The organism is Streptomyces sp. NPDC048481, assembly GCF_043200075.1.
In the GTDB taxonomy this organism is placed as follows: domain Bacteria; phylum Actinomycetota; class Actinomycetes; order Streptomycetales; family Streptomycetaceae; genus Streptomyces.
This window is the reverse complement of record NZ_JBICXC010000001.1, coordinates 729,030-750,566: the sequence shown is the minus strand read 5'-3', so window position 1 is coordinate 750,566 and position 21,537 is coordinate 729,030. Positions and strand designations below refer to the sequence as shown.

Sequence of the window (21,537 nt, the reverse complement as noted above, 5' to 3'; positions counted from 1 at the left end):
GTGAGAAAACCGGGGGACTCGGCCTGATCGCATTGGTTAGCGTGCGGGAATGAGTCCTGTACGCCGTGCCCTGCCCGAGGACGCCGCCGAAGTGCTGCGGCTGCGTCAGGTGATGATCGACTCGCTGTCCCCCGCCGACGGGTCCGGCGGCGGGCCCGTCGACTGGCACGCCGAGTCGCTGCCCACGCTGCGCGAGCGGCTGTCCGAGCCGGACGGCGACTTCGCCGCCTTCGTCGTCGACCACCCCGAGCGGCCGGGGGCCCTGGCCGCGCTGGTCGTCGGGACGATCGAGTACCGCATCGGGCGGGCCGGCAACCCGCGCGGGACGATCGGCTACGTCTTCTCCGTCGCCACCGACCCGGACGCGCGCCGCCGGGGGTACGCACGCGCGGGCATGGACGCGCTGCTGGCGTGGTTCCGGGCGCGGGGCGCGGTCCGGGTGCAGCTCACCGCGTCCCCGGACGCGGCTCCGCTGTACGCGTCGCTGGGCTTTAGGCCCAAGCCGGACCCCTTGATGGAGCTGCCGCTGTGAGCCGCATAGGGTCGTGGGCATGTCGTTGAAGAGTCTCGCGCTGATCGAGAACTGGCCGGTTCCCTCCGCCGCCGCGGGCGTCGTGCGGGCCGACGGCACGGTGGCGGGCGTCCACGGCCCCGTGGGCCGGCGTTTCCCGCTGGCCTCGGTCACCAAGCCGCTCGCCGCCTACGCGGCGCTCGTCGCGTACGAGGAGGGCGCGGTGGAGCTGGACGAGCCCGCGGGGCCGCCCGGTTCCACGGTCCGCCACCTCCTCGCGCACACCTCCGGTCTCGCCTTCGACGAGCACCGCACGACGGCGGCGCCGGGTGAGCGACGGCTGTACTCCAACGCCGGGTTCGAGCAGCTGGGCGACCACATCGCGAAGGCGACGGACATCCCGTTCGCGGAGTACCTGCGGCAGGCGGTCCTGGAGCCGCTGGGGATGACGGCGACGACCCTCGACGGCTCCCCCGCCAAGGACGGCGTCTCGACGGTCGAGGATCTGCTGCGGTTCGCGGCCGAGTTGCAGGCGCCCGCGCTGCTGGATCCGCGGACGATGGCGGCGGCCATGTCCGTGCAGTTCCCGGGAACGAAGGGCGTGCTGCCCGGGTACGGGCACCACAACCCCAACGACTGGGGACTGGGCTTCGAGATCCGTGACGCCAAGTCGCCGCACTGGACCGGGAGTTCGTCGTCCCCGCGCACGTTCGGCCACTTCGGGCAGTCCGGCACGTTCCTGTGGGTGGACCCCGACGCGGGGGCGGCCGCGGTCGCGCTGGCGGACCGGGCGTTCGGACCGTGGGCGGTCGAGGCCTGGCCGCCGTTCACGGACGCGGTGCTGGCGGAGCTCCGCTAACCGGCAGGCTCCTGACCTGTCAGCTCCCACAGCAGCAGCTCCGCCGCCGTCGTCCCCACCGCCTCCAGGTCCTTCGCGTCCGTGAGGCGGGCCGCGTCCCCGGGCGCCAGTTCCTCGTCGCCGAGGCGGACCTCGCCGCGGACGACGTGGACGTAGACGAGCGGGGCGTCCGGCACCGCCGTGCGCTCCCCCGCGTCCAGCCGCCGGACGTGCAGCATCGCGCCGGCCCGCGGGACGGCGTACGGAGTGGAGTCGGCGATGCCGCGGACGATCTCGTAGGACGGGTCGCCGCCGGGTTCCGCCGGGGCCAGCCACATCTGGACGAAGGTCAGGGGCGCGCCGCCGTCGTTGCGCTCCACGTGCCGTACGCCGCCCGCCGAGCTGAGCCGCTGCACGTCGCCGGGGCGCACGCGGGTCTCGTGACCGGTCGAGTCGCGGTGGGTCAGCTCGCCCTCGACGACCCAGGTGACGATCTCCGTGTGGCTGTGGGGGTGCTCGTCGAACCCGGCGCCCGGGTCGAGGCGCTCCTCGTTGCAGGCGAGCAGCGGGCCGAAGCGGAGGTTGCCGGGGTCGTAGTGGGGGCCGAAGGAGAACGCGTGCCACGACTCGATGCCGGCGGCCGGGTCCCCGCCTCGGTAGCGCTCACCGGCGCGCCGTAGGTCCATCACGGGGTCCACCGTAGACCCGCCGCGCCCTCGCGCGCGGGGCCCCGGCGCGGCGGGCCGCCCCTCAGCCGGGCGCGGGCCGGGGCGCGGGCGGGGCGCAGACGACCCACCGGCACGAACACGTGCGGCGATAAGGCAGTCTTGTCCATGTGCCCGAACCAGAAACGAGTCGCCCCCAGCCCGCGGTCGCCGTCCATTCCCACCCCGCCACGCTGAAGCGGCTGGAGAAGTCCTCCGGAAGTCTCGCCGCCCAGGCCATCGCGCGGATGGACGAGACACTGCCCTGGTACCGGGCGATGCCCCCGGAGAACCGTTCCTGGATCGGACTGGTCGCCCAGGCGGGCATCGCCGCCTTCACGGAGTGGTTCCGGCGCCCCGACGCCCCCCAGGCGATCTCCACCGACGTGTTCGGCACGGCGCCGCGCGAGCTGACCCGGGCGATCACGCTGCGGCAGACCGTCGAGATGGTGCGGACCACGATCGAGGTCATGGAGTCCGCGATCGACGAGGTCGCGGCCCCCGGCGACGAGAACGTGCTGCGCGAGGCGCTCCTCGTGTACGCCCGGGAGATCGCCTTCGCCACCGCCCAGGTGTACGCCCAGGCCGCCGAGGCACGCGGCGCCTGGGACGCGCGGCTGGAGTCGCTCGTGGTGAACGCCGTGCTGAGCGGCGAGGCGGACGAGGGGGCCGTGAGCCGGGCCGCCGCGCTCGGCTGGAACGCGCCGGAACATGTGTGCGTCGTCCTGGGCACCGCCCCGGACGGTGACTCGGAGCTGACCGTGGAGGCCATCCGGCGGGCCTCGCGGCATTCCAAGCTCCAGGTGCTGACCGGAGTGCTCGGCACCCGGCTGGTGGTGATCGCCGGCGGCAGCGACAACCCGCTCGCCGTCGCGAAGTCGCTGATCGGGCCGTTCGCCGCGGGACCCGTCGTGGCCGGACCCGTCGTCCCCGACCTGCTGGCCGCGACCCGGTCCGCACAGGCCGCCGCGGCCGGTCTGAAGGCCTGTTCCGCCTGGCAGGACGCACCGCGGCCGGTGCTGGCGGACGATCTGCTGCCGGAGCGCGCCATCGCCGGTGATCCCGGTGCGCGCGAGCAGTTGGTGGAGGAGATCTACAGACCGCTGGAGGAGGCCGGGTCCGCGCTCCTGGAGACGCTCTCGGTCTATCTCGAACAGGCGTCCAGTCTCGAAGGGGCCGCGCGGATGCTCTTCGTCCACCCGAACACCGTGCGCTACCGGCTCCGACGTGTGACTGACGTCACCGGTTGGTCGCCGTCGGATGTACGCTCCGCGTTCACGCTCCGGATCGCGCTGATCCTGGGGCGTCTGGCCGACGGAGATCCTCAGACCTAGCCTTTTGTCGGGGGTCCACAAAACCCCCTGCGGTTCTTCGTCCCTGTCCCCACGGGCGGCTTCGGCCGTCCCCAAGAGAGAGTGTGAGAGTGCTCGTACTCGTCGCTCCCGGCCAGGGCGCCCAGACGCCCGGCTTCCTGACCCCCTGGCTCGAACTGCCCGGCGCCGCCGCCCGCGTCGCCGCGTGGTCCGACGCCATCGGCCTGGACCTCGCCCACTACGGCACACAGGCCGACGCGGACGAGATCCGTGACACCTCGGTGGCCCAGCCGCTGCTGGTCGCCGCCGGCATCCTGTCCGCCACGGCGCTCGGCGACGCGTCGCCGGCCGCGGTCGCGGGCCACAGCGTCGGCGAGTTCACCGCCGCCGCCCTGGCCGGCGTCCTCGACGACACCGTCGCGCTGAGTCTCGTGCGCAAGCGCGGCCTGGCCATGGCCGACGCCGCCGCGGTCACCGAGACCGGCATGTCCGCGCTGCTCGGCGGGGACCCCGAGGTCTCCGTCGCGCACCTGGAGAGGCTGGGGCTCACCCCGGCCAACATCAACGGCGCGGGCCAGATCGTCGCCGCGGGCACGCTGGAGCAGCTCGCCGCGCTGGCCGAGGACAAGCCCGAGGGCGTCCGCAAGGTCGTCCCGCTGAAGGTGGCCGGCGCCTTCCACACCCGGCACATGGCGCCCGCCGTCGAGACCCTGGCCAAGGCGGCCGCGGAGCTCACCCCGGCCGACCCCACGGTCCGCTACGTCTCCAACAAGGACGGGCAGGCCGTCGCGACCGGGGCCGAGATCCTGGACCGGCTGGTCGGCCAGGTCGCCAACCCGGTCCGCTGGGACCTGTGCATGGAGACCTTCAAGGAGCTGGGCGTGACCGCGCTCGTCGAGGTCTCCCCCGGCGGCACCCTGGTCGGCCTCGCCAAGCGCGCCCTGCCCGGCGTGAAGACGCTGGCGCTGAAGACCCCCGACGACCTCGACGCCGCTCGCGAGCTCATCGCCGAGCACGGCGTCGCCTGAGGAGCCCTGATGGCGAAGATCAAGCCCAGCAAGGGCTCCCCGTACGCGCGCATCCTCGGCGTCGGCGGCTACCGGCCCACCCGGGTCGTGCCCAACGAGGTCATCCTGGAGACGATCGACTCGTCCGACGAGTGGATCCGTTCCCGCTCCGGCATCGAGACCCGGCACTGGGCGAACGACGAGGAGACCGTCGCCGCCATGTCGATCGAGGCGTCCGGCAAGGCGATCGCCGACGCCGGGATCTCCGCCGCGCAGATCGGCGCGGTGGTCGTGTCGACCGTCTCGCACTTCAAGCAGACTCCGGCCGTGGCCACCGAGATCGCCGACAAGCTCGGCACGGACAAGGCGGCCGCGTTCGACATCTCGGCCGGCTGCGCGGGCTTCGGCTACGGCCTGACCCTCGCCAAGGGCATGGTGGTCGAGGGTTCCGCCGAGTACGTGCTCGTCATCGGCGTCGAGCGGCTGTCCGACCTGACCGACCTGGAGGACCGCGCCACGGCCTTCCTGTTCGGCGACGGCGCGGGCGCGGTCGTCGTCGGCCCTTCCGAGGAGCCGGCGATCGGCCCGACGGTCTGGGGCTCCGAGGGCGACAAGTCGGAGACCATCAAGCAGACCGTGCCGTGGACGGAGTACGACTCCACGGGCAAGTTCCCCGCGATCACGCAGGAGGGCCAGGCGGTCTTCCGCTGGGCCGTGTTCGAGATGGCGAAGGTCGCCAAGGAGGCGCTGGACGCCGCCGGCGTCAGCGCCGACGAACTCGACGTCTTCATCCCGCACCAGGCCAACGAGCGCATCATCGACTCGATGGTGAAGACTCTCAAGCTGCCGCAGTCCGTCACGGTCGCCCGTGACGTGCGCACCACCGGCAACACCTCGGCCGCCTCGATCCCGCTCGCGATGGAGCGGCTTCTGGCGACCGGCCAGGCGAAGAGCGGCGACACCGCGCTCGTCATCGGATTCGGGGCGGGTCTCGTGTACGCCGCCACTGTCGTTACCCTCCCCTAGGCACTCCGTGCCGGATCACTCGGTCCGGTGCGGGAAACACCCACTGCCACACCTGTGGATATCTACGAAGGAGCGCCAACATGGCCGCCACTCAGGAAGAGATCGTCGCCGGTCTCGCCGACATCGTGAACGAGATCGCCGGCATCCCGGTTGAGGACGTCCAGCTGGACAAGTCCTTCACCGACGACCTGGACGTCGACTCGCTGTCCATGGTCGAGGTCGTCGTCGCCGCCGAAGAGCGCTTCGACGTCAAGATCCCGGACGAGGACGTCAAGAACCTCAAGACGGTCGGCGACGCGACCGACTACATCCTCAAGAACCAGGGCTGACCCACCCCGGTCCCCTGGACCGGACTGCCCCGCCACCCGGCGGTGGCGCCGCTGAATCCTCGTAACGTTGGAGAAAGAATCCGTGATCCCGACCAATCGCACCGTGGTCGTCACCGGTATCGGCGCAACCACACCGCTGGGTGGCGACGCAGCCTCTACCTGGGAGGGTCTTGTCGCCGGCAAGTCCGGTGTCCGGGCCCTGGAGGAGGAGTGGGCGGCCGACCAGGCCGTCCGCATCGCGGCCCGTGTCGCCGTGGAGCCTCTTGAGGTCATCCCGCGGCCGCAGGCCCGCAAGCTGGACCGTTCCGCGCAGTTCGCGCTGATCGCGGCCCAGGAGGCCTGGAAGGACGCCGGCTTCTCCGGCAAGGCCGGCGAGGAGGGCAGCGAGGGCGACGTCGAGGCCGACCGCCTGGGCGCCGTCATCGCCTCCGGCATCGGCGGCGTCACCACCCTCCTCGACCAGTACGACGTCCTCAAGGACAAGGGCGTGCGCCGGGTCTCCCCGCACACCGTCCCCATGTTGATGCCCAACAGCCCCTCCGCCAACGTCGGCCTGCTGGTCGGCGCCCGCGCGGGCGTGCACACGCCGGTCTCGGCGTGCGCGTCGGGCGCGGAGGCCATCGGCTACGCCATCGAGATGATCCGCACCGGCCGCGCCGACGTGGTCGTCGCCGGCGGCACCGAGGCCGCGATCCACCCGCTGCCCATCGCCGCGTTCGGCAACATGATGGCGATGTCCAAGAACAACGAGAACCCGCAGGGCGCCTCGCGTCCCTACGACACCGCCCGCGACGGCTTCGTCATGGGCGAGGGCGCCGGCGTCATCGTCCTGGAGTCCGCCGAGCACGCGGCCGCGCGCGGGGCCCGCGTGTACGCCGAGGCCGTCGGCCAGGGCATCTCGGCCGACGCCCACGACATCGTGCAGCCGGAGCCGGAGGGCCGCGGCATCTCGCACGCCCTGCAGAACCTGCTGGACAACACCGACCTGGACCCGGCGGAGATCGTGCACATCAACGCGCACGCCACCTCGACGCCGGCCGGCGACGTCGCGGAACTGAAGGCGCTGCGCAAGGTCTTCGGCGACGACGCCGACCACATGGCGGTCTCGGCGACGAAGTCGATGACCGGTCATCTGCTGGGCGGCGCGGGCGGCGTCGAGTCCGTCGCGACGATCCTCGCGCTGTACCACCGGGTCGCTCCGCCGACCATCAACGTCGAGAACATCGACCCCGAGGCCGAGGCGAACGCGGACGTCGTCCGCGGCGAGGCGCGCAAGCTGCCCGTCGAGGGCCGTATCGCCGCGCTGAACGACTCGTTCGGGTTCGGCGGGCACAACGTGGTCCTGGCGTTCCGCTCGGTCTGAGACGTGCCCGTACGCCGTCGCGTGAACACCTGAAGGGCCCCGCCTCCACGAGGCGGGGCCCTTCGGGCTCTGCGCGGTCCGCGTGGCCGCGCCCGGCGCGGTCCTCAGACGACCTGGTGCAGCCAGCGCACCGGGGCGCCCTCGCCCGCGTGGCGGAAGGGCTCCAGTTCGTCGTCCCACGGCTTGCCGAGGAGCTTGCAGAGTTCGCCCTCCAGCTCCGTCTCGCCGCGCCCGCTGCGCAGCAGTGCGGCCCGCAAGCGGTCCTCGGGGATGAGGATGTCACCGTGGATTCCGGTGACGGCGTGGTAGATGCCGAGGTCGGGGGTGCAGCTGTAGCGCTCGCCCTCGGCGGTGGCGCACGGCTCGGCGGTGACCTCGAAGCGCAGCATCTGCCAGCCTCTCAGCGCCGACGCCAGCTTGGACGCGGTGCCGACCTCGCCCTTCCAGGAGAACTCCGAGCGCCAGGTGCCGGGCGCGGCGGGCTGCCGGATCCAGTCGAGGTTGACGCGCGTGCCGAGCACCCCGGCGACGGCCCACTCGACGTGCGGGCACAGCGCGCGCGGCGCGGAGTGCACGTACAGAACTCCACGTGTCGTCACCGGGACCTCCGGGCAGAGCGGGACAGTCTTGCTGGCTGGCAACGGCGGCGGTGGCAGGCAGCCGCGTTGATGGCGAGGCTACCGTGCGGCGGCGCAAGGAGTGTGACGTACCGTCTGTCCTGGTGCCCTGAAACCTCCGCCTTTCACCCGGCAGGACGCCTGTACGGGTGGGAAGCGTTCCATCGTGCGGGTGTGATTCGCCCGGGAACTCCCGTGCGTTGTCCTAGGGGGGAGCGTTGTTCGAAGAGCGAGGGGAACACCAGCGGATGCGGAAGCGACACCGGCACGCGCGGGCCGTGCTCGCGGGCACGACGGCGGCCGTCCTGGGCCTGGCGGGCTGTGACGCCCTGGGCGGCGGTGACGGCTCGGGTCCGTCGGGCGCGCGGGCCGGCCACGCGAAGCCCTCCGCGTCGCCGGCCCCCCTGTGGGACTCCAGCCCGTCGTCGCTGGCGGCGGTGGGCGACTCCATCACGCGCGGCTTCGACGCCTGTACGGTGCTCGCGGACTGTCCGCAGGTGTCCTGGGCGACCGGCGACAGCGCCGACGTGAAGAGTCTCGCGGTGCGGCTGCTGGGCCCGGCGAAGGCGGCCACGCACAGCTGGAACCACGCGGCGACCGGGGCGCGGATGGCCGACGTGCCGGCCCAGATGGCCCAGGCCGTGCTGCACAAGCCGCAGTTGGTGACGGTGATGGCGGGCGCGAACGACGCGTGCCGCGCGTCCACGGCGGCGATGACGCCGGTGCCCGACTTCCGCGCGCAGTTCACGGACGCGCTGCGCACGCTGCGCCGGGCGCTGCCGAGGACGCAGGTGTACGTGTCGAGCGTGCCGAACCTGAAACGGCTGTGGTCGCAGGGGCGGACGAACGCGCTGGGCAAGCAGATCTGGAAGCTGGGCATCTGCCCGTCCATGCTGGGCGACGCGGACGCGCTGGACTCGGCGGCGACCTCGCGGCGGGACACCGTGCAGAAGCGGGTGGAGGCCTACAACACGGTGCTGAAGGAGGTCTGCGCGAAGGACGCGCGGTGCCGCTTCGACGGCGGCGCGGTGTACGACTTCCGGTTCGGCACCGACCAGCTGAGCCACTGGGACTGGTTCCATCCCAGCAAGGACGGCCAGGCGCGGCTCGCTGAGCTGGCCTATCGGGGAGTCACCGGGAAGACCTCGTGACCTAAAGTTCCGCCCATGAGCGAACACTTCGGAACACTTTCCGACGGCACTCCCGTGCACCGCTGGACCCTGGAGCGGGCGGGCACGCGGGTGCGCGTTCTGTCGTACGGCGGGATCGTGCAGTGCGTGGAGGTCCCGGACCGGGACGGGCGCACGGCGGACGTGGTGCTCGGGTTCGCGGACCTGGAGGGCTATCTCTCCCATCCGGAGCCCTATCTCGGCGCGCTGGTCGGACGGTACGCCAACCGGATCGCGCACGCCCGCTTCCCGCTGGACGGCGTGACCTACGCCCTGGAGCCCAACGCCGCGCCCAACTCCCTGCACGGCGGGCCGGGCGGGTTCGACAAGCGGGTGTGGGACGTGGAGCCGGTCGAGCACGGGCTGCGGCTGCGCCGGGTCGCCGCGCACGGCGAGGAGGGCTTCCCGGGGCGGCTGGATGTCTCGGCCACGTACACGCTGGACGCGTCGGGGGCGCTGCGGTTCGCCTACCGGGCCGTCACCGACGCGCCCACGGTGGTGAACCTGACCCACCACGGCTACTTCAACCTCGGCGGGCCCGGCAGCGGCACGGCGGGCGACCACGAACTGCGGCTGGCCGCCTCCCGGTACACGCCGGTCGACGCGGACCAGATCCCGACGGGCGAACTCGCGCCGGTGGCCGGGAGCCGCTTCGACTTCCGCACGGGCCGCAAGGTCGGCGCCGGCTACGACCACAACTTCGTGCTCGACAAGGGCGTCACCGACGCGCCGGCGGAGGTCGCCGAACTGCACGACCCGGCGACCGGGCGGGTGCTGACCGTGTCCACGACCGAACCGGGGCTCCAGCTCTACACCGCCGACCACCTGGGCGAGCCGTTCGTGCCCGGCGAGGGCGTCGCGCTGGAGACCCAGCACTTCCCGGACTCCCCCAACAAGCCGCGCTTCCCGAGCACCGTGCTGCGCCCCGGCGAGGTCTACCGGTCGGAGACGGTCTACGGCTTCTCGGTCCGCTAGCGGGCGGCGGGACGGCGGTCCGCGGCGGGTCGCCGCGCTCCGCGGCCGGAGGGGGATGTTGCCCCGGCCCAGGGGTCAGGTCCCGGGCCGGGGCTGTTCGGGGGGCGGCGGCCGCACGGGGTCGGGCGGCCGTGCCTACCCCACGGTAATCCTCGCGGTGATCCCGCGGCCGGTGTTCGAGCGGCCCGCCCGGATTTCGTACGAACCTTTCACAAAGGACCATCGACGGTCCGCCTCGAGGCCCCCGCGACGCCTTCGCCGCCGCGCGCGGGGGCGCACGGCCGGGGAGGCTCCATGGCGTGAGCGGCCCGCGGCACGGGATACTTCCGTCGTCCCACCCCACGCTTCCCCCACAGCGACGGAAGGACCCCGACTCCCGTGCACCGCATACGCGTTCGTGCAGGCATCCTCGGTCTGGCCCTGGTGGCCGGGCTCTCCTCCCCCGTCGCGGCGGCCGCGGCCGGGCCGGCCTCCGCCGCTCCCACCGTCGAGGAACAGCGGCTGGCGCAGGCCGTCCCGCAGGAGATCCTCGCCCGGTCCGGGTTCGGCACGGCGGCCCCGCGGTTCGCCCGGCTGCTGGCCGCCTCGACGTCCTACGCGTCCGCCCGGCGGGTCGTCGCCCGGGAGGGCTCGGCCCTGTGGCGCCGGGCGGTGGACCGGGCGCAGGGGCGGGGGCCGGCCGGCGGCGACCTCAGCCGCGACGACGACCGGCCGCTGTACTGGGCGCGGCTCGACATGACGAGCCGGCTGCGCGTCTGGAAGCCCCCGTTCGCGGTGACGGAACGCCGGCGAGCGGCCCTCGCGGACTCCTTGGAGCGCACGTCCCGCGGCCAGGCCGACATCCGGTTCCCCCGGCGCGCCGAGGGCCTCAAGCGGGTGCTGGTGACCGGCTTCGACCCGTTCACCCTGGACCGGGACATCCGCATCTCCAACCCCTCCGGGGCGGCGGCGCTCGCCCTGGACGGCACGGTGATCCGGACGGCGGACGGGCCCGCTCGCGTGGAGGCCGCCGTGTTCCCGGTGCGGTGGCGGGACTTCGCGCGGGGCGCCGTGGAGCGCGCCCTGCGGCCGCAGCTGCCCCGCGTCGACCTGTTCGCGACCGTCAGCCAGGGCCGTGCCGGCCGCTTCGACGTGGAGCGCGTCAACGGGGCCTGGCGGGGCGGTTTCCCCGACAACGAGAACATCGGCCGGACGGAGACGATCCCGGTCGCCGACCCCGCCTCGCAGCCGCAGTGGACAACAACGACCCTCCCGTACGCGGCGATCACGGCGGCGGACACCGGCCGTTTCCCGGTGTACGACCACACGGAGGTCACCGAGATCCCGGCGGGCGGCGCCGGTCCCGTCGTGCGGCCCGACGGGCCCACGCCCGGTTCGACGGCGCGGGCCGGGGGCGGCGGGGACTACCTGTCCAACGAGATCGCGTACCGGGCGACCCTGCTGCGCGACTGGCTGGGACTGCACGACAGCCTGCCGGGCGGCCATGTGCACACGCCCGTGCTGCGGTTCGCGGCCGGCAACGCCGACCCGGCGACCGGGACGGTGACCGACGCGGAGTTCGTGCGCGACCGGCTGGACATCGTCGCCCAGGTGCGGGCGATCCTGGGGGCGGCGCTGGGCGCCACGGAGCGGGCGCGAGGCTGACGCCGGTCCGCCGGAGCCGGACCGCGGGTGTCACCCGGGGGGCGGGGCCTTCGTGCCACGGACGGCGGGGGCCTCCCTCACCAGGCGGTGTTCTCCTCGCCGGCCCCGCGAGCCGTGCCGGCCCTGCCTGCCGGTTCCGCCCCGCCGTCCGGGTCCGCCGTGCCGTCCGGGTCCGTGCCGTCCGTGGCGCCCTCGGAGATCTCCTCGCCGAGCAGCTCACGGGCCAGCAGGGTGGCGCCCGCGACCGCGCCGGGCATCAGGAACACGGCGACGAAGGGCACCAGGAAGGCCAGGCCCAGGGGGGTGCCGAAGCCCCACACCAGCATCCGGCGGCCGCGCAGCAGGGCGAGCCGGGCGCGCAGGTCGATGTCACGGCGCTGGAGGGCGACGGCGACGAGTTCCTCGGTGAGGAAGAAGCCGGTGACGAAGAAGCCGATCACGGGGACGACCGTCTGCCCGACGACCGGGACGAACCCGAGGGCGAACAGCAGCACCGCCCAGACCAGTGCGCGCGCGAGGACGCGCAGGCTGTCGCGGGCGGAGACCCACAGCTCGCGCCAGAGCGGCAGCCCCGACTCGGGAGCGATGCCGTCCGGCGAGACGTCCCGGTCGACCCGCTCGGAGAGGCTCTCGTAGAAGGGCTGGCCGATGAGCAGGGTGACCGCGGTGAACGTGAGGACGGCGAGCAGCAGGCCGAGGGCGAACAGCACGGCGGTGAGGAAGCCGCGGAACAGGCCGAGCCAGGGGTTCGGCCAGCCGTCGGCGAACGGCGTGGACCAGCCCACGAAGTCCTCGCCCCACACCCCGAGCGCCACCAGCGCCGCCGCGTAGAGGACGAGCGTCAGCAGTCCGGGGACCAGTCCGAACCCGTACTGCCTGCCGTGCCGGGCCACCCACCGCTGGCCCTTCAGGAGGTACCTGAACCCCACCCCGAGATCGCGCATGGCCGAACTCTATCGGTCGTGCACATTTCAGGACGGCGCGGCCGCCGCCGGGGCCTCGTGGGCCATCCGGGGCATCGGTGACACCGACGCCCTCTTCCCGCAGTTGAGTCGATCGGGCACACCCTGCCGTACCGATCTCCGCAAGCAATGATCCGGGCAAGTCCAGGAGGTGGCCGTGCGTACACCGAGCGCCTGCCCGGCCCGTTCCGGCCGCCGTCCGCGCCGCCGCCGCCGTCCACCCGCGCACGGCCGGTTCCACGGACCGCGGTGTCGTCCTCGCGCCGCCGCCCCGGCGCGGATCGCCCCGGCTCGGGTCGCACAGGCGTTGATCACCATGGCACAGGCAAGCAGCGGGCTGGTTGAGGAGAGCGGATGACTCGTTTGGCTCGGACGGCGCAGGAGATCCACGGCACGGTCGCCGACGGATACGAGGCGGTACGGGAGGAGTTCGCCGCGTTCGTGGCGGAGGAACAGCCCGACTACGAGGGCCAGTTGTGCGCGTATGTGCACGGCCGGCGGGTCGTCGACCTGTGGGCGTCCGGCGACGGCGCCGGCCCCGACTCCCTCTACGGCGTGTACTCCTCGACCAAGGGCGCGGCGCATCTGGTGGTCGCGCTCCTCGTCCAGGACGGCACGCTGGAGTTGGACCGCAAGGTCACCTACTACTGGCCGGAGTTCGCCGCCGAGGGCAAGGGCGCGCTGACCCTGCGCGACCTGCTGGCCCACCGGGCCGGCGTGGTCGGCACGGACGGCGGGTTCTCCCCGCGCGAGCTGGCCGACGACCGTCAGCTCGCCGAACGTCTCGCCGACCAGCGGCCGTTCTGGCGGCCGGGCAGCGCCTTCGGCTACCACGCGCTGGTCATCGGGGCGCTCAGCGGCGAGGTCGTCCGGCGGGCCACGGGCCGCACGCTCCAGGAGGTTCACGAGGAGCGGGTGCGGTCCCCCTACGGGCTGGACTTCTTCCTGGGGCTGCCGGCCCGGCACGAGCCGCGCTTTCGCAGCGCGCAGCGGATGGCGCCGACGGCCGGGCAGCGGGCGCGGCTGGACCGCGCGGCCGACGGGCCGCACACGCTGACCGCCGTCGCCTTCAACCGTCACGCCGCCGAGCCGACGGATCTGGAGCTGCTGCCGAACGATCCGCTGGTGCGGGCCAGGGGGCCCGCCTCCGTGGGCGGGGTCGCGTCGGCGCGCGGGCTGGCCGGGCTGTACGCGGCGGCGATCAGCGAGACCGGCGGGAAGGCGCCGCTGCTGAAGGAGGACACGGCGGCGGAGTTCGGTCAGCTGCACTCCGTGGGCCACGACGTGGTGGCGCGCACGCACAAGGCGTACGGGCTGGGCTTCCAGGCCACCGCGGACACCTGGCACCCGTTCCTGGGCGTGGGCGCGTTCGGGCACAGCGGGGCGGGCGGCTGTCAGGCCTTCGCCGACCCGCGCAGCGGACTCGCCTACGGGTACACACGCCGGCGGTGCGCCTTCCCGGGCGGGGCGGCCCCGGAGAACGACCGGCTGGCGCGAGCCGTGCACCGGGCGGCGCTGGCCACGGGCTGAGCGACGGCGAAGGCCGCGCCCTCGCGCGCAACGTGCGCGGGGGCGCGACCTTCGGGCGGGCGGCCTTCGGGCGGGCGGCCGGCGGTCAGAGCTTGACGATCATCTTTCCGGTGTTGTCGCCGCGCAGGACCCCGAGGAACGCCTCCAGGTTGTTCTCGATGCCCTCGACGACCGTCTCGCGGTACTTCAGCTCACCGGAGCGGACCCAGGCGCCGACCTCCTGGACGAACTGCGGCTGAAGGTCGTAGTGGTCGCCGACCAGCAGGCCCTCGATGCGGCCGCGGGTCTGGATGAGGCGGGCCAGGTTCTTCGGGCCGGGGGCGGGCTCGGTGTTGTTGTAGACCGAGATCATGCCGCAGATCGCGATGCGGCCCTTCTCGTTGAGGGAGCCGATGGCGGCCTCCAGGTGGTCCCCGCCGACGTTGTCGAAGTAGACGTCGATCCCGTCGGGGGCGGCGTTGCGCAGCTGCTCGGCGACAGGGCCGTTCTTGTAGTTGAAGGCGGCGTCGAAGCCGTACTCCTCGACGAGGAGCTTGACCTTGTCGTCGGAGCCCGCCGAGCCGATGACCCGGGAGGCGCCCTTGAGCCTGGCGATCTGGCCGACCTGGCTGCCGACGGCGCCGGCCGCGCCCGACACGAAGACGGCGTCGCCCTCCTTGAAGGCGGCCGTGCGCAGGAGGCCCGCGTAGGCGGTGAGGCCGGTCATGCCGAGGACGCCGAGGTAGGTGGAGAGCGGCGCGGCCTCGGGGTCCACCTTGACGGCCTGTCCGGCGTCGAAGGTGGCGTACTCGCGCCAGCCGCCGAAGTGCAGGACGTGGTCGCCGACCGAGACGCCCTCGGCCTCGGACGCGACGACCTCGCCGACCGCCCCGCCCTGCATGGCCTTGCCCAGCTCGAAGGGGGCGACGTAGGACTTGGCGCTGCTCATGCGGCCGCGCATGTACGGGTCCACGGAGACGTACGCGTTGCGCACCAGCACCTCACCCGGGCCGGGGCGGCGGATCTGCGCCTCGGCGAGTTCGAAGTCCTCGGGCTTCGGCCAGCCGACGGGGCGGCTGAGCAGACGCCATTCGCGGCTGGTGGTGGGGAGGGCCGAGTCGGTCATGGGGGGCTGCCTTTCCATGTGCTTCACGTGCTTCGCCGGAAGAAAATGCTTCACTACCTGAAACAACCATGCTCCTGAATATTTCAGGATGTCAAGTAAACGGGTACCCTGGATCCATGTCCGCCTCACATCCGTCCGCGCAGACGGCCCCCCGGCCGGCCGGCCCCACCGGTCCGGCCGCCCTTCCCGACGCCCTGACCCTGGAGGTCGTCGAGCTGATCGGCGAGGTCGTGGCCCGTTTCTACGAGGACTACGAGGACGCCGCCGCCGACCACTCGCTCACCGGCGCGCAGGCCAGGCTGCTGAGCCTGCTCTCGCTGGAGCCGCTGCCGATGCGCAAGCTGGCACAGAAGCTGAAGTGCGAGCCGTCGAACGTGACCGGCATCGTCGACCGGCTGGAGTCGCGCGGTCTGGTCGAACGGCGCCCCGACCCGGCCGACCGCCGGGTGAAGCTGGCGGCGGCCACCGAGGAGGGCCGGCGGATCGCACGGGGGCTGCGCGAGTCGCTGCGGTTCGCCCGCGAGCCGCTGGCGGGGCTGACCGAGGAGGAGCGGCTGGTGCTGCGCGCCCTGCTGCACCGCATGCTCGCGGCCGACGGCGACCGGCCGTAGACCTCAGCGCGGGGCGCGGCCCCGCGCCGCCCGCCGGACGCGGACACCGCCACCGCCACCGCCACCGCCACCGCCACCGCCGAGGATGAGGACGAGGCCGGGCGCGGGGACACCGGCCGGGCGGGGCGCCTTCACGCCCCGTTCCCGTTCCCGTCGCCGTCCCTGTCCTGCGCCGTGAAGTCGTACCGCAGCTCGTAGAGGTGGCCCGCCTTCACCATCACCGTCACCTCGACGGGCCGGTCGTCGTCGCCGGTGACGACGCGCAGCGTGCGCAGCACCGGCATGCTGCTGGTCAGGCGCAGCACCCGGTACTGGTCCTGGGTGGGGACGCGCGCGGAGACGCGGTCGGTGCTGCGCCGGGGCGGGTGGCCCTGGGCGGCCAGCAGGGCGGGGGCTCCGCCCCGGATCCTGCGCCGCTCGGCCAGGGGCGTGCCCCGGGCGATGTCCGGCGGGTAATAGGCCTCGACCAGCTCGGCGGGCTCGTCGTCGACGAGGAGGATCTGCCGGCGCAGCACGGCGGTGCCGTCCGGCGGCAGGCCGAGGGCGGCGCGGACGTCGGCGGGCGGGCGCGTCTCGATGACGTCGAGCAGTTCGGTGCGGGCGTGCGTGCCGTGCTTGGCCGCCTCCGTGAGCCAGCGGTAGGGCTCCCCGGGGGCGTTCGGCGCCATCAGGGAGGCGGGTGCCACGGTGCGCTGGCGGTGTTCGCGGACGGTGACGGCCGCCCCCGCCCGGCCGACCACCAGGCGTTCGTCCTTGAGGAGCCGAAGGGCCTTCTGCACGGTCGCGCCGGACGCCTCGAAGCGTTCCCTGAGCTGGGCGGTGCTGGGCAGGTTGGAGCCGGGGGCGAGGTCACCGCTCATGATGTCGTCGCGCAGATCGGCCGCGATGCGCTCGTGCAGGGAGCGGCGGTCGACGGCGTCCGGGTCTGCCTTGGGCACGGTCATCCGATCCTGATCTGGTAGCGCAGCCTCTGCCGTAGGGCAGGCATCACCATACGGTCGACCTGGATCGGACGGTCGTCGCGGTCCAGGGTGAGCCGTACCAGCCGCAGGACCGGTTCGCCGGGGGCGGTGCCCAGGGCCTCGCGTTCCGCCTCGTCGGGCAGGCCGGCCGTGACGTCCTCCCGGACGAGGGCGCCGACGTGGCCGAGTTCGGCGAGCAGGGTGAGGGCGCCGCCGGGGATCCTGGCGGCGCCGGCGAGGCGGGTGCCGGCGGCTATCGCGAGCGGGTAGTAGGTGTCGGTCAGCTCGCTGGGCTCGTCGTCGAGCAGGATCAGGCGCCGGCGTACCACGACGGGTTCACCGGCGGGGACGCCGAGCAGTTCCGCCACCTCGGCGGGCGCGGGCGTCTCGCCCGCGTGCAGGATGCGCTGGGCGCCGCGCCGCCCCCGCGCCGCGGCCTCGGCCGCCCAGGCGTCGCCATGCCCGGCGAGCCGGGGCGTCAGATACGGCAACGACGTGCTGACCCAATCGCTCCCACCCACGACGTCCTCCTGTACGGCCGACCGCTCTTCCGACCCTGCCGTCCTACACGGTAGGCGACCCGCCGTACGCGCCGACCGCCACCCCACAGCCACCCTCAGCCACCCCGCACCACCTTGTTGCCTTTCGCGAACAACAGTAAGGTGCTGCCGCAGGACGCCCCTGAACCACGGAGGTGGCCCCCGTGCCCTCGTCACGGCAACGTCGTTTCCCCCGCTCGCGCGCCTCGGTACGGGACGCCCGCGCCTTCGTCCGCCAGGCCCTCACGGACTGGGACCGCCTCGACCGGCTGGACGACGTCACCCTGTGCGTGTCGGAGCTCGCCACCAACGCCCTGCTGCACGGAGTGCCGCCGGGCAGGCAGTACTGCGTGACGCTCACGCTCGACGGCTCGCTGCTGCGGCTGGCCGTGCGCGACACCGGCGACCACCCCGCTCCCGCCGCGCCCCCGGCCGAGGACGCGTGCTCGGGCCGGGGGCTGCACCTCGCCCGGGAGGTGTCGGACGACCTGGGGGTCACCGGGCATCCCGTGGGCAAGACGGTGTGGGTGGTGTTCAAGACGGACGCCGGCTGCCGACGCGCTGACGCGGTGTGCGGCTCAGGTCTTCTTGCGGGTCGTCATGAAGCGCTGGACCAGGATGAACGCGCACAGCAGCACACCGGTGGCGATCTTCGTCCACCAGGAGCTGAGCGTTCCCTCGAACTGGATGATGCTCTTGATCAGGCCGAGGACGAGGACGCCGAACAGGGTGCCCAGGACGTAGCCGGAGCCGCCCGTCAGCAGGGTGCCGCCGATGACGACCGCGGCGATCGCGTCCAGTTCCATGCCGGTGGCGTGCAGCGGGTCGCCGGACTGGATGTAGAGCGTGAAGAGGAGCCCCGCGAGCGCCGAGCAGAACCCGCTCACCGTGTACACGGCGATCTTGGTGCCGCCCTGCGGCAGTCCCATCAGCATGGCCGAGTTCTCGTTGCCGCCGATGGCGTAGACCCGGCGTCCGAAGCGCGTGTAGTGCAGGACGTAGAACGCCACGGCGAGGACGACGAGGGAGACGATCGCGCCGATCGACAGGAACCCCACCCCCAGTGAGGCCTGCGCCTGGGCCAGGCTGCTGACCGTGGAGTCGCCGATGGAGATCGACTCCTTGGAGATGACCAGGCACAGACCGCGGAAGAGGAAGAGGCCCGCGAGGGTCACGATGAACGGCTGGATCTCGAAGTTGTGGATCACGTAGCCCATGAGGAAGCCGCCGAAGGCGCCCACGGCCAGCGCCATGGGGACCACGACGAGCAGGGGCAGGCCCTGGCGCTCCACCAGCCAGGCCGTGAACATCGTCGTGAAGCCGATCATCGAGCCGACGGAGAGGTCGATGCCGCCCGACAGGATGACGAAGGTGACGCCGACGGCGGCGACCAGCAGATAGCCGTTGTCGATGAACAGGTTCAGGAAGACCTGCGGTTCACCGAACCCGTAGTACTGGTACCGGGCCAGGCCGCCGCCGTACATCAGCAGGAAGAGCAGGGCCGTCACGGCGACGGGCAGCCGCCGGTCGCCGAGCAGCCGGGCGGCCCGGGACGGGGGCGTGGCGGTACGGCTGTCGGAGGCCGTGGGGCTCTGGGTGGTCGCGCTCATCACGACACCTCCATCTTGGGGGCGGCCTCGGTCGCCGCGGCGGGGTCGGCGGCGGCCGCGGCCGGCTTGGCGCCGCCCTTCGCCGCGAACCGGGCGGCGAACTTCGCGCCGAAGACCTTGGCGCGGAACTTCGGGGACTGGAGCAGGCAGACGACGATGACGACGGCGGCCTTGAAGACCAGGTTGGTCTGGGTGGGCACGCCGATGGTGTAGATCGTGGTGGTCAGGGTCTGGATGACGAGGGCGCCCACCACCGTGCCGCCGATGGAGAAGCGGCCGCCCAGCAGCGAGGTGCCGCCGATCACCACGGCGAGGATCGCGTCCAGTTCGATCCACAGGCCGGCGTTGTTGCCGTCGGCGGCCGAGGTGTTGGAGCTGATCATCAGTCCGGCGATGCCCGCGCACAGCGCGCAGAACATGTAGACCATGATCTTGATGCGCCGGGACCTGATGCCGACCAGGCGGCTGGCCTCGGCGTTGCCGCCGACCGCCTCGACCAGCAGGCCGAGGGCCGTGCGCCGGGTCAGCGCCACGGTGACGGCGACCACGACGGCCACCACGAAGATGGAGAACGGCAGGGTCAGCCAGTAGCCGCCGCCGATCAGCTTGTACGGCTCACTGTTGATGGTGATGATCTGGCCGTCGGTGATCAGCTGGGCGACGCCGCGCCCGGCGACCATGATGATCAGGGTCGCGATGATCGGCTGGATGCCCATCCGGGCCACCAGGAAGCCGTTCCACAGTCCGCAGACGACCGCGGCCAGCAGGCCGAGGCCCATCGCGAGCAGCACCCCGGACAGCGCGCCCTGGTCGTGCTGGTCGCTGATGTACGAGCAGGCCAGCGCGCCGGTGATGGCGACCACCGCGCCCACGGAGAGGTCGATGCCGCCGGTCGCGATGACCAGGGTCATGCCGACCGCCACCAGGATGAGCGGCGAGCCGAACAGCACGATCGAGACGAGGCTGCCGTAGAGGTGGCCGTCGGCCATCCGGACGGAGAAGAAGTCCGGGGTGAAGGGGACGTTGACGAGCAGCAGGAGCACGAGCACCGCCACCGGCCAGAACAGGTGGTGGCGGGTCAGCGCCCGCCACCGGGAAGAGGTGGTCGAGGACGTGGTCACTGGTGCTCTCCGCTCGCGATGGTCTCCAGGATCCGGCTCGTGGTGATCTCGGGCCCGTTGGCGATCTGCGCCACCAGCCGGCGGTCGCGCAGCACTCCGATGGTGTGGCTGAGCCGGAGCACCTCCTCCAGCTCGGCCGCGATGTACAGCACGGACATGCCCTCCTCGGAGAGGGAGACGACGAGCTTCTGGATCTCCGCCTTGGCGCCGATGTCGATGCCGCGGGTCGGCTCGTCGAGGATCAGCAGCTTGGGCTGGGTGATCAGCCAGCGGGCCAACAGCACCTTCTGCTGGTTGCCGCCGCTGAGCTGGCCGACCCGCGCCTCGGGGTTGGCGGGGCGGATGTCGAGCGCCTTGATGTACTTGGCGACGAGTTCGTCGCGCTGGGCGGCCGGGATGGGCCGGGTCCAGCCGCGCGAGGCCTGGAGGGCCAGGATGATGTTCTCGCGCACCGTCAGGTCGGGCACCAGGCCCTCGCTCTTGCGGTTCTCGGAGCAGAACGCGACCCCCGCGCCGATGGCGTCGTTGGGGGCGCTCATCGAGACCTGCCGGCCGCCGATCGTGACCTTGCCGGTGTCCGGCTGGTCGGCGCCGAAGAGCAGCCGGGCGAGTTCGGTGCGGCCCGATCCGAGCAGGCCGGCGAGCCCGATCACCTCGCCCGTCCTGATCTTCAGGTCGAACGGCTCGATGCCGCCGGTCCTGCCGAGGCCCTCGGCGTGCACGAGGGTGTCGCCGGCGTCGGAGCGCAGCTGGTGCTCGTGGAGTTCGTCGAGCTGGCCCATGGCCTTGCCGAGCATGAGCTGGACGAGGCCGACCTGGTCGAGGTCGGCGACCATGTGCTCGCCGACCAGCGTGCCGTTGCGCAGCACGGTCATCCGGTCGCAGACCTCGTAGATCTGGTCGAGGAAGTGCGAGACGAACAGGATCGCGACGCCTTCGTCCTTCAGCCGCCGCATCAGGGCGAAGAGCTGGAGCACCTCGTCGCGGTCGAGGCTGGAGGTCGGCTCGTCGAGGACGAGCACCTTGGTGCCCGGCCCCTCGCCGCCCGTGTCGCCGGTGTTCAACGACCGCACGATGGCGACCAGTTGCTGCACGGCCAGCGGGTACGAGGACAGGGGGGCGCTGACGTCGATGTCCAGCCCGAGCCGGTCCACCAGCTCGGCGGCCTCGCGGCGCAGCCGCTTCCACTGGATGCGGCCCATGCGGGTCGGTTCACGGCCGATGAAGATGTTCTCCGCCACCGACAGGTTCGGGCAGAGGTTGACCTCCTGGTAGACCGTGCTGATGCCGGCCTGCTGGGCCTGCAACGGGCTGGCGATCCGCACGGACTCGCCGTCCAGGGTGATCGTGCCGCCGTCCAGGGAGTAGACGCCGGTGAGCACCTTGATGAGCGTGGACTTGCCCGCCCCGTTCTCGCCCATCAGGGCGTGGATCTCGCCGGGGAAGAGCCGGAAGTCGACGCCCGACAGAGCCCGTACCCCCGGAAACTCCTTGACTATGCCCGCCATTTCCAGGACGGGCCGCGGCTCTGCCATGGCAGCGCTCCTCATGAGATTGGTTCAGGCCCGCAGGGAGCCCCGGGACCGATGGCGCTCGGTCGG

21 protein-coding genes and 1 pseudogene are annotated in these 21,537 nt (G+C 72.6%); 13 read left to right on the top strand and 9 right to left on the bottom strand.

The features are described from left to right. Positions 1-49: 49 nt before the first annotated feature. The gene (locus tag ACGFSH_RS03115; RefSeq protein ID WP_393344390.1) at positions 50-532 is read left to right on the top strand and encodes a GNAT family N-acetyltransferase; all 483 of its coding nucleotides are present in this window, start codon (positions 50-52) and stop codon (positions 530-532) included. A gap of 19 nt (positions 533-551) precedes the next feature. Next, on the top strand, positions 552-1,370 hold the full coding sequence (locus tag ACGFSH_RS03110; protein ID WP_393344388.1) for a serine hydrolase domain-containing protein: 819 nt from the start codon (positions 552-554) through the stop codon (positions 1,368-1,370). Here the strand turns inward: ACGFSH_RS03110 and ACGFSH_RS03105 are convergent. Beyond that, a complete protein-coding gene (locus ACGFSH_RS03105) occupies positions 1,367-2,035 on the bottom strand; it encodes a pirin family protein (protein ID WP_393345458.1) in 669 nt (222 codons plus the stop codon). The genes ACGFSH_RS03110 and ACGFSH_RS03105 overlap by 4 nt on opposite strands. A 149-nt stretch (positions 2,036-2,184) precedes the next feature. On the opposite strand from ACGFSH_RS03105, the gene fasR reads away from it, so the two are divergent. From fasR to ACGFSH_RS03080, 5 genes are all read left to right on the top strand, one after another. Then, positions 2,185-3,387 carry a fatty acid biosynthesis transcriptional regulator FasR gene (fasR, locus tag ACGFSH_RS03100; protein ID WP_109001419.1) on the top strand — a complete coding sequence of 401 codons (1,203 nt, stop codon included), beginning with the start codon at positions 2,185-2,187 and terminating at the stop codon, positions 3,385-3,387. A gap of 89 nt (positions 3,388-3,476) precedes the next feature. Further along, on the top strand, positions 3,477-4,394 hold the full coding sequence (locus ACGFSH_RS03095; RefSeq protein WP_393344386.1) for an ACP S-malonyltransferase: 918 nt from the start codon (positions 3,477-3,479) through the stop codon (positions 4,392-4,394). A 9-nt stretch (positions 4,395-4,403) separates the two neighbouring features. After that, positions 4,404-5,399 (top strand): ketoacyl-ACP synthase III, encoded by a 996-nt coding sequence (locus tag ACGFSH_RS03090; RefSeq protein ID WP_393344384.1) that lies wholly within the window; start codon positions 4,404-4,406, stop codon positions 5,397-5,399. Positions 5,400-5,479: 80 nt separating this feature from the next. Continuing rightward, a complete protein-coding gene (locus ACGFSH_RS03085) occupies positions 5,480-5,728 on the top strand; it encodes an acyl carrier protein (RefSeq protein WP_019067091.1) in 249 nt (82 codons plus the stop codon). Positions 5,729-5,810: 82 nt separating this feature from the next. Further along, the gene (locus tag ACGFSH_RS03080) at positions 5,811-7,091 is read left to right on the top strand and encodes a beta-ketoacyl-[acyl-carrier-protein] synthase family protein (RefSeq protein WP_393344382.1); all 1,281 of its coding nucleotides are present in this window, start codon (positions 5,811-5,813) and stop codon (positions 7,089-7,091) included. Between the two features lie 104 nt (positions 7,092-7,195). Here the strand turns inward: ACGFSH_RS03080 and ACGFSH_RS03075 are convergent, their stop codons facing one another. After that, positions 7,196-7,690 (bottom strand): DUF3145 domain-containing protein, encoded by a 495-nt coding sequence (locus tag ACGFSH_RS03075; protein WP_393344380.1) that lies wholly within the window; start codon positions 7,688-7,690, stop codon positions 7,196-7,198. A 266-nt stretch (positions 7,691-7,956) separates the two neighbouring features. On the opposite strand from ACGFSH_RS03075, the gene ACGFSH_RS03070 reads away from it, so the two are divergent. The 3 genes from ACGFSH_RS03070 (at position 7,957) to ACGFSH_RS03060 (ending at position 11,496) form a co-directional block, all read left to right on the top strand. Next, positions 7,957-8,859 (top strand): SGNH/GDSL hydrolase family protein, encoded by a 903-nt coding sequence (locus ACGFSH_RS03070; RefSeq protein ID WP_393344378.1) that lies wholly within the window; start codon positions 7,957-7,959, stop codon positions 8,857-8,859. A 15-nt stretch (positions 8,860-8,874) separates the two neighbouring features. Then, the gene (locus tag ACGFSH_RS03065) at positions 8,875-9,852 is read left to right on the top strand and encodes an aldose epimerase family protein (protein ID WP_393344376.1); all 978 of its coding nucleotides are present in this window, start codon (positions 8,875-8,877) and stop codon (positions 9,850-9,852) included. 378 nt (positions 9,853-10,230) lie between these two features. Further along, entirely contained in the window at positions 10,231-11,496 is a 1,266-nt protein-coding gene (locus ACGFSH_RS03060) for a pyroglutamyl peptidase (RefSeq protein ID WP_393344374.1), read from the top strand. Between the two features lie 77 nt (positions 11,497-11,573). On the opposite strand, the gene ACGFSH_RS03055 is transcribed toward ACGFSH_RS03060, so the two are convergent. Continuing rightward, entirely contained in the window at positions 11,574-12,440 is an 867-nt protein-coding gene (locus ACGFSH_RS03055; protein ID WP_393344372.1) for an EI24 domain-containing protein, read from the bottom strand. 372 nt (positions 12,441-12,812) lie between these two features. Between ACGFSH_RS03055 and ACGFSH_RS03050 the strand changes: the two genes are divergently transcribed. Further along, complete coding sequence (locus ACGFSH_RS03050) at positions 12,813-13,988, top strand: serine hydrolase domain-containing protein (RefSeq protein ID WP_393344370.1); 1,176 nt, start codon at positions 12,813-12,815, stop codon at positions 13,986-13,988. 85 nt (positions 13,989-14,073) lie between these two features. On the opposite strand, the gene ACGFSH_RS03045 is transcribed toward ACGFSH_RS03050, so the two are convergent. Then, positions 14,074-15,093 (bottom strand): NADP-dependent oxidoreductase, encoded by a 1,020-nt coding sequence (locus ACGFSH_RS03045; protein WP_393344368.1) that lies wholly within the window; start codon positions 15,091-15,093, stop codon positions 14,074-14,076. A gap of 116 nt (positions 15,094-15,209) precedes the next feature. Here ACGFSH_RS03045 and ACGFSH_RS03040 point away from each other — a divergent pair, with 116 nt between their 5' ends. Beyond that, positions 15,210-15,704 carry a MarR family winged helix-turn-helix transcriptional regulator gene (locus ACGFSH_RS03040; protein WP_393344366.1) on the top strand — a complete coding sequence of 165 codons (495 nt, stop codon included), beginning with the start codon at positions 15,210-15,212 and terminating at the stop codon, positions 15,702-15,704. 131 nt (positions 15,705-15,835) lie between these two features. On the opposite strand, the gene ACGFSH_RS03035 is transcribed toward ACGFSH_RS03040, so the two are convergent. After that, positions 15,836-16,648 carry a GntR family transcriptional regulator gene (locus ACGFSH_RS03035; protein WP_393344364.1) on the bottom strand — a complete coding sequence of 271 codons (813 nt, stop codon included), beginning with the start codon at positions 16,646-16,648 and terminating at the stop codon, positions 15,836-15,838. Further along, entirely contained in the window at positions 16,645-17,187 is a 543-nt protein-coding gene (locus ACGFSH_RS03030) for a GntR family transcriptional regulator (RefSeq protein WP_393344362.1), read from the bottom strand. Before ACGFSH_RS03030 ends, ACGFSH_RS03035 begins: the two co-directional genes overlap by 4 nt. A gap of 173 nt (positions 17,188-17,360) precedes the next feature. Here ACGFSH_RS03030 and ACGFSH_RS03025 point away from each other — a divergent pair. Next, positions 17,361-17,726 (top strand): annotated as a pseudogene (locus ACGFSH_RS03025) (ATP-binding protein); the annotation flags it as partial. 57 nt (positions 17,727-17,783) lie between these two features. On the opposite strand, the gene yjfF reads toward ACGFSH_RS03025, so the two are convergent. From yjfF to ACGFSH_RS03010, 3 genes are read right to left on the bottom strand one after another with little or no spacing between them, the layout of a single operon-like run. Then, positions 17,784-18,815 carry a galactofuranose ABC transporter, permease protein YjfF gene (gene yjfF, locus ACGFSH_RS03020; RefSeq protein WP_393344360.1) on the bottom strand — a complete coding sequence of 344 codons (1,032 nt, stop codon included), beginning with the start codon at positions 18,813-18,815 and terminating at the stop codon, positions 17,784-17,786. Then, positions 18,815-19,936: an ABC transporter permease gene (locus ACGFSH_RS03015; protein ID WP_393344358.1), complete on the bottom strand. Its 1,122-nt coding sequence runs from the start codon at positions 19,934-19,936 to the stop codon at positions 18,815-18,817. Before ACGFSH_RS03015 ends, yjfF begins: the two co-directional genes overlap by 1 nt. After that, positions 19,933-21,471 carry a sugar ABC transporter ATP-binding protein gene (locus tag ACGFSH_RS03010; protein WP_393344356.1) on the bottom strand — a complete coding sequence of 513 codons (1,539 nt, stop codon included), beginning with the start codon at positions 21,469-21,471 and terminating at the stop codon, positions 19,933-19,935. Before ACGFSH_RS03010 ends, ACGFSH_RS03015 begins: the two co-directional genes overlap by 4 nt. Positions 21,472-21,537: the final 66 nt, after the last annotated feature.

Coding starts and splice junctions, on each gene's coding strand:
- ACGFSH_RS03115 (WP_393344390.1), top strand. CDS start 50: ATGAGTCCTGTACGCCGTGCCCTGCCCGAGGACGCCGCCGAAGTGCTG.
- ACGFSH_RS03040 (WP_393344366.1), top strand. CDS start 15,210: ATGTCCGCCTCACATCCGTCCGCGCAGACGGCCCCCCGGCCGGCCGGC.
- ACGFSH_RS03085 (WP_019067091.1), top strand. CDS start 5,480: ATGGCCGCCACTCAGGAAGAGATCGTCGCCGGTCTCGCCGACATCGTG.
- ACGFSH_RS03035 (WP_393344364.1), bottom strand. CDS start 16,648: ATGACCGTGCCCAAGGCAGACCCGGACGCCGTCGACCGCCGCTCCCTG.
- ACGFSH_RS03065 (WP_393344376.1), top strand. CDS start 8,875: ATGAGCGAACACTTCGGAACACTTTCCGACGGCACTCCCGTGCACCGC.
- ACGFSH_RS03070 (WP_393344378.1), top strand. CDS start 7,957: ATGCGGAAGCGACACCGGCACGCGCGGGCCGTGCTCGCGGGCACGACG.
- ACGFSH_RS03045 (WP_393344368.1), bottom strand. CDS start 15,093: ATGACCGACTCGGCCCTCCCCACCACCAGCCGCGAATGGCGTCTGCTC.
- ACGFSH_RS03010 (WP_393344356.1), bottom strand. CDS start 21,471: ATGGCAGAGCCGCGGCCCGTCCTGGAAATGGCGGGCATAGTCAAGGAG.
- ACGFSH_RS03105 (WP_393345458.1), bottom strand. CDS start 2,035: ATGGACCTACGGCGCGCCGGTGAGCGCTACCGAGGCGGGGACCCGGCC.
- ACGFSH_RS03090 (WP_393344384.1), top strand. CDS start 4,404: ATGGCGAAGATCAAGCCCAGCAAGGGCTCCCCGTACGCGCGCATCCTC.
- yjfF (WP_393344360.1), bottom strand. CDS start 18,815: ATGAGCGCGACCACCCAGAGCCCCACGGCCTCCGACAGCCGTACCGCC.
- ACGFSH_RS03050 (WP_393344370.1), top strand. CDS start 12,813: ATGACTCGTTTGGCTCGGACGGCGCAGGAGATCCACGGCACGGTCGCC.
- ACGFSH_RS03110 (WP_393344388.1), top strand. CDS start 552: ATGTCGTTGAAGAGTCTCGCGCTGATCGAGAACTGGCCGGTTCCCTCC.
- ACGFSH_RS03055 (WP_393344372.1), bottom strand. CDS start 12,440: ATGCGCGATCTCGGGGTGGGGTTCAGGTACCTCCTGAAGGGCCAGCGG.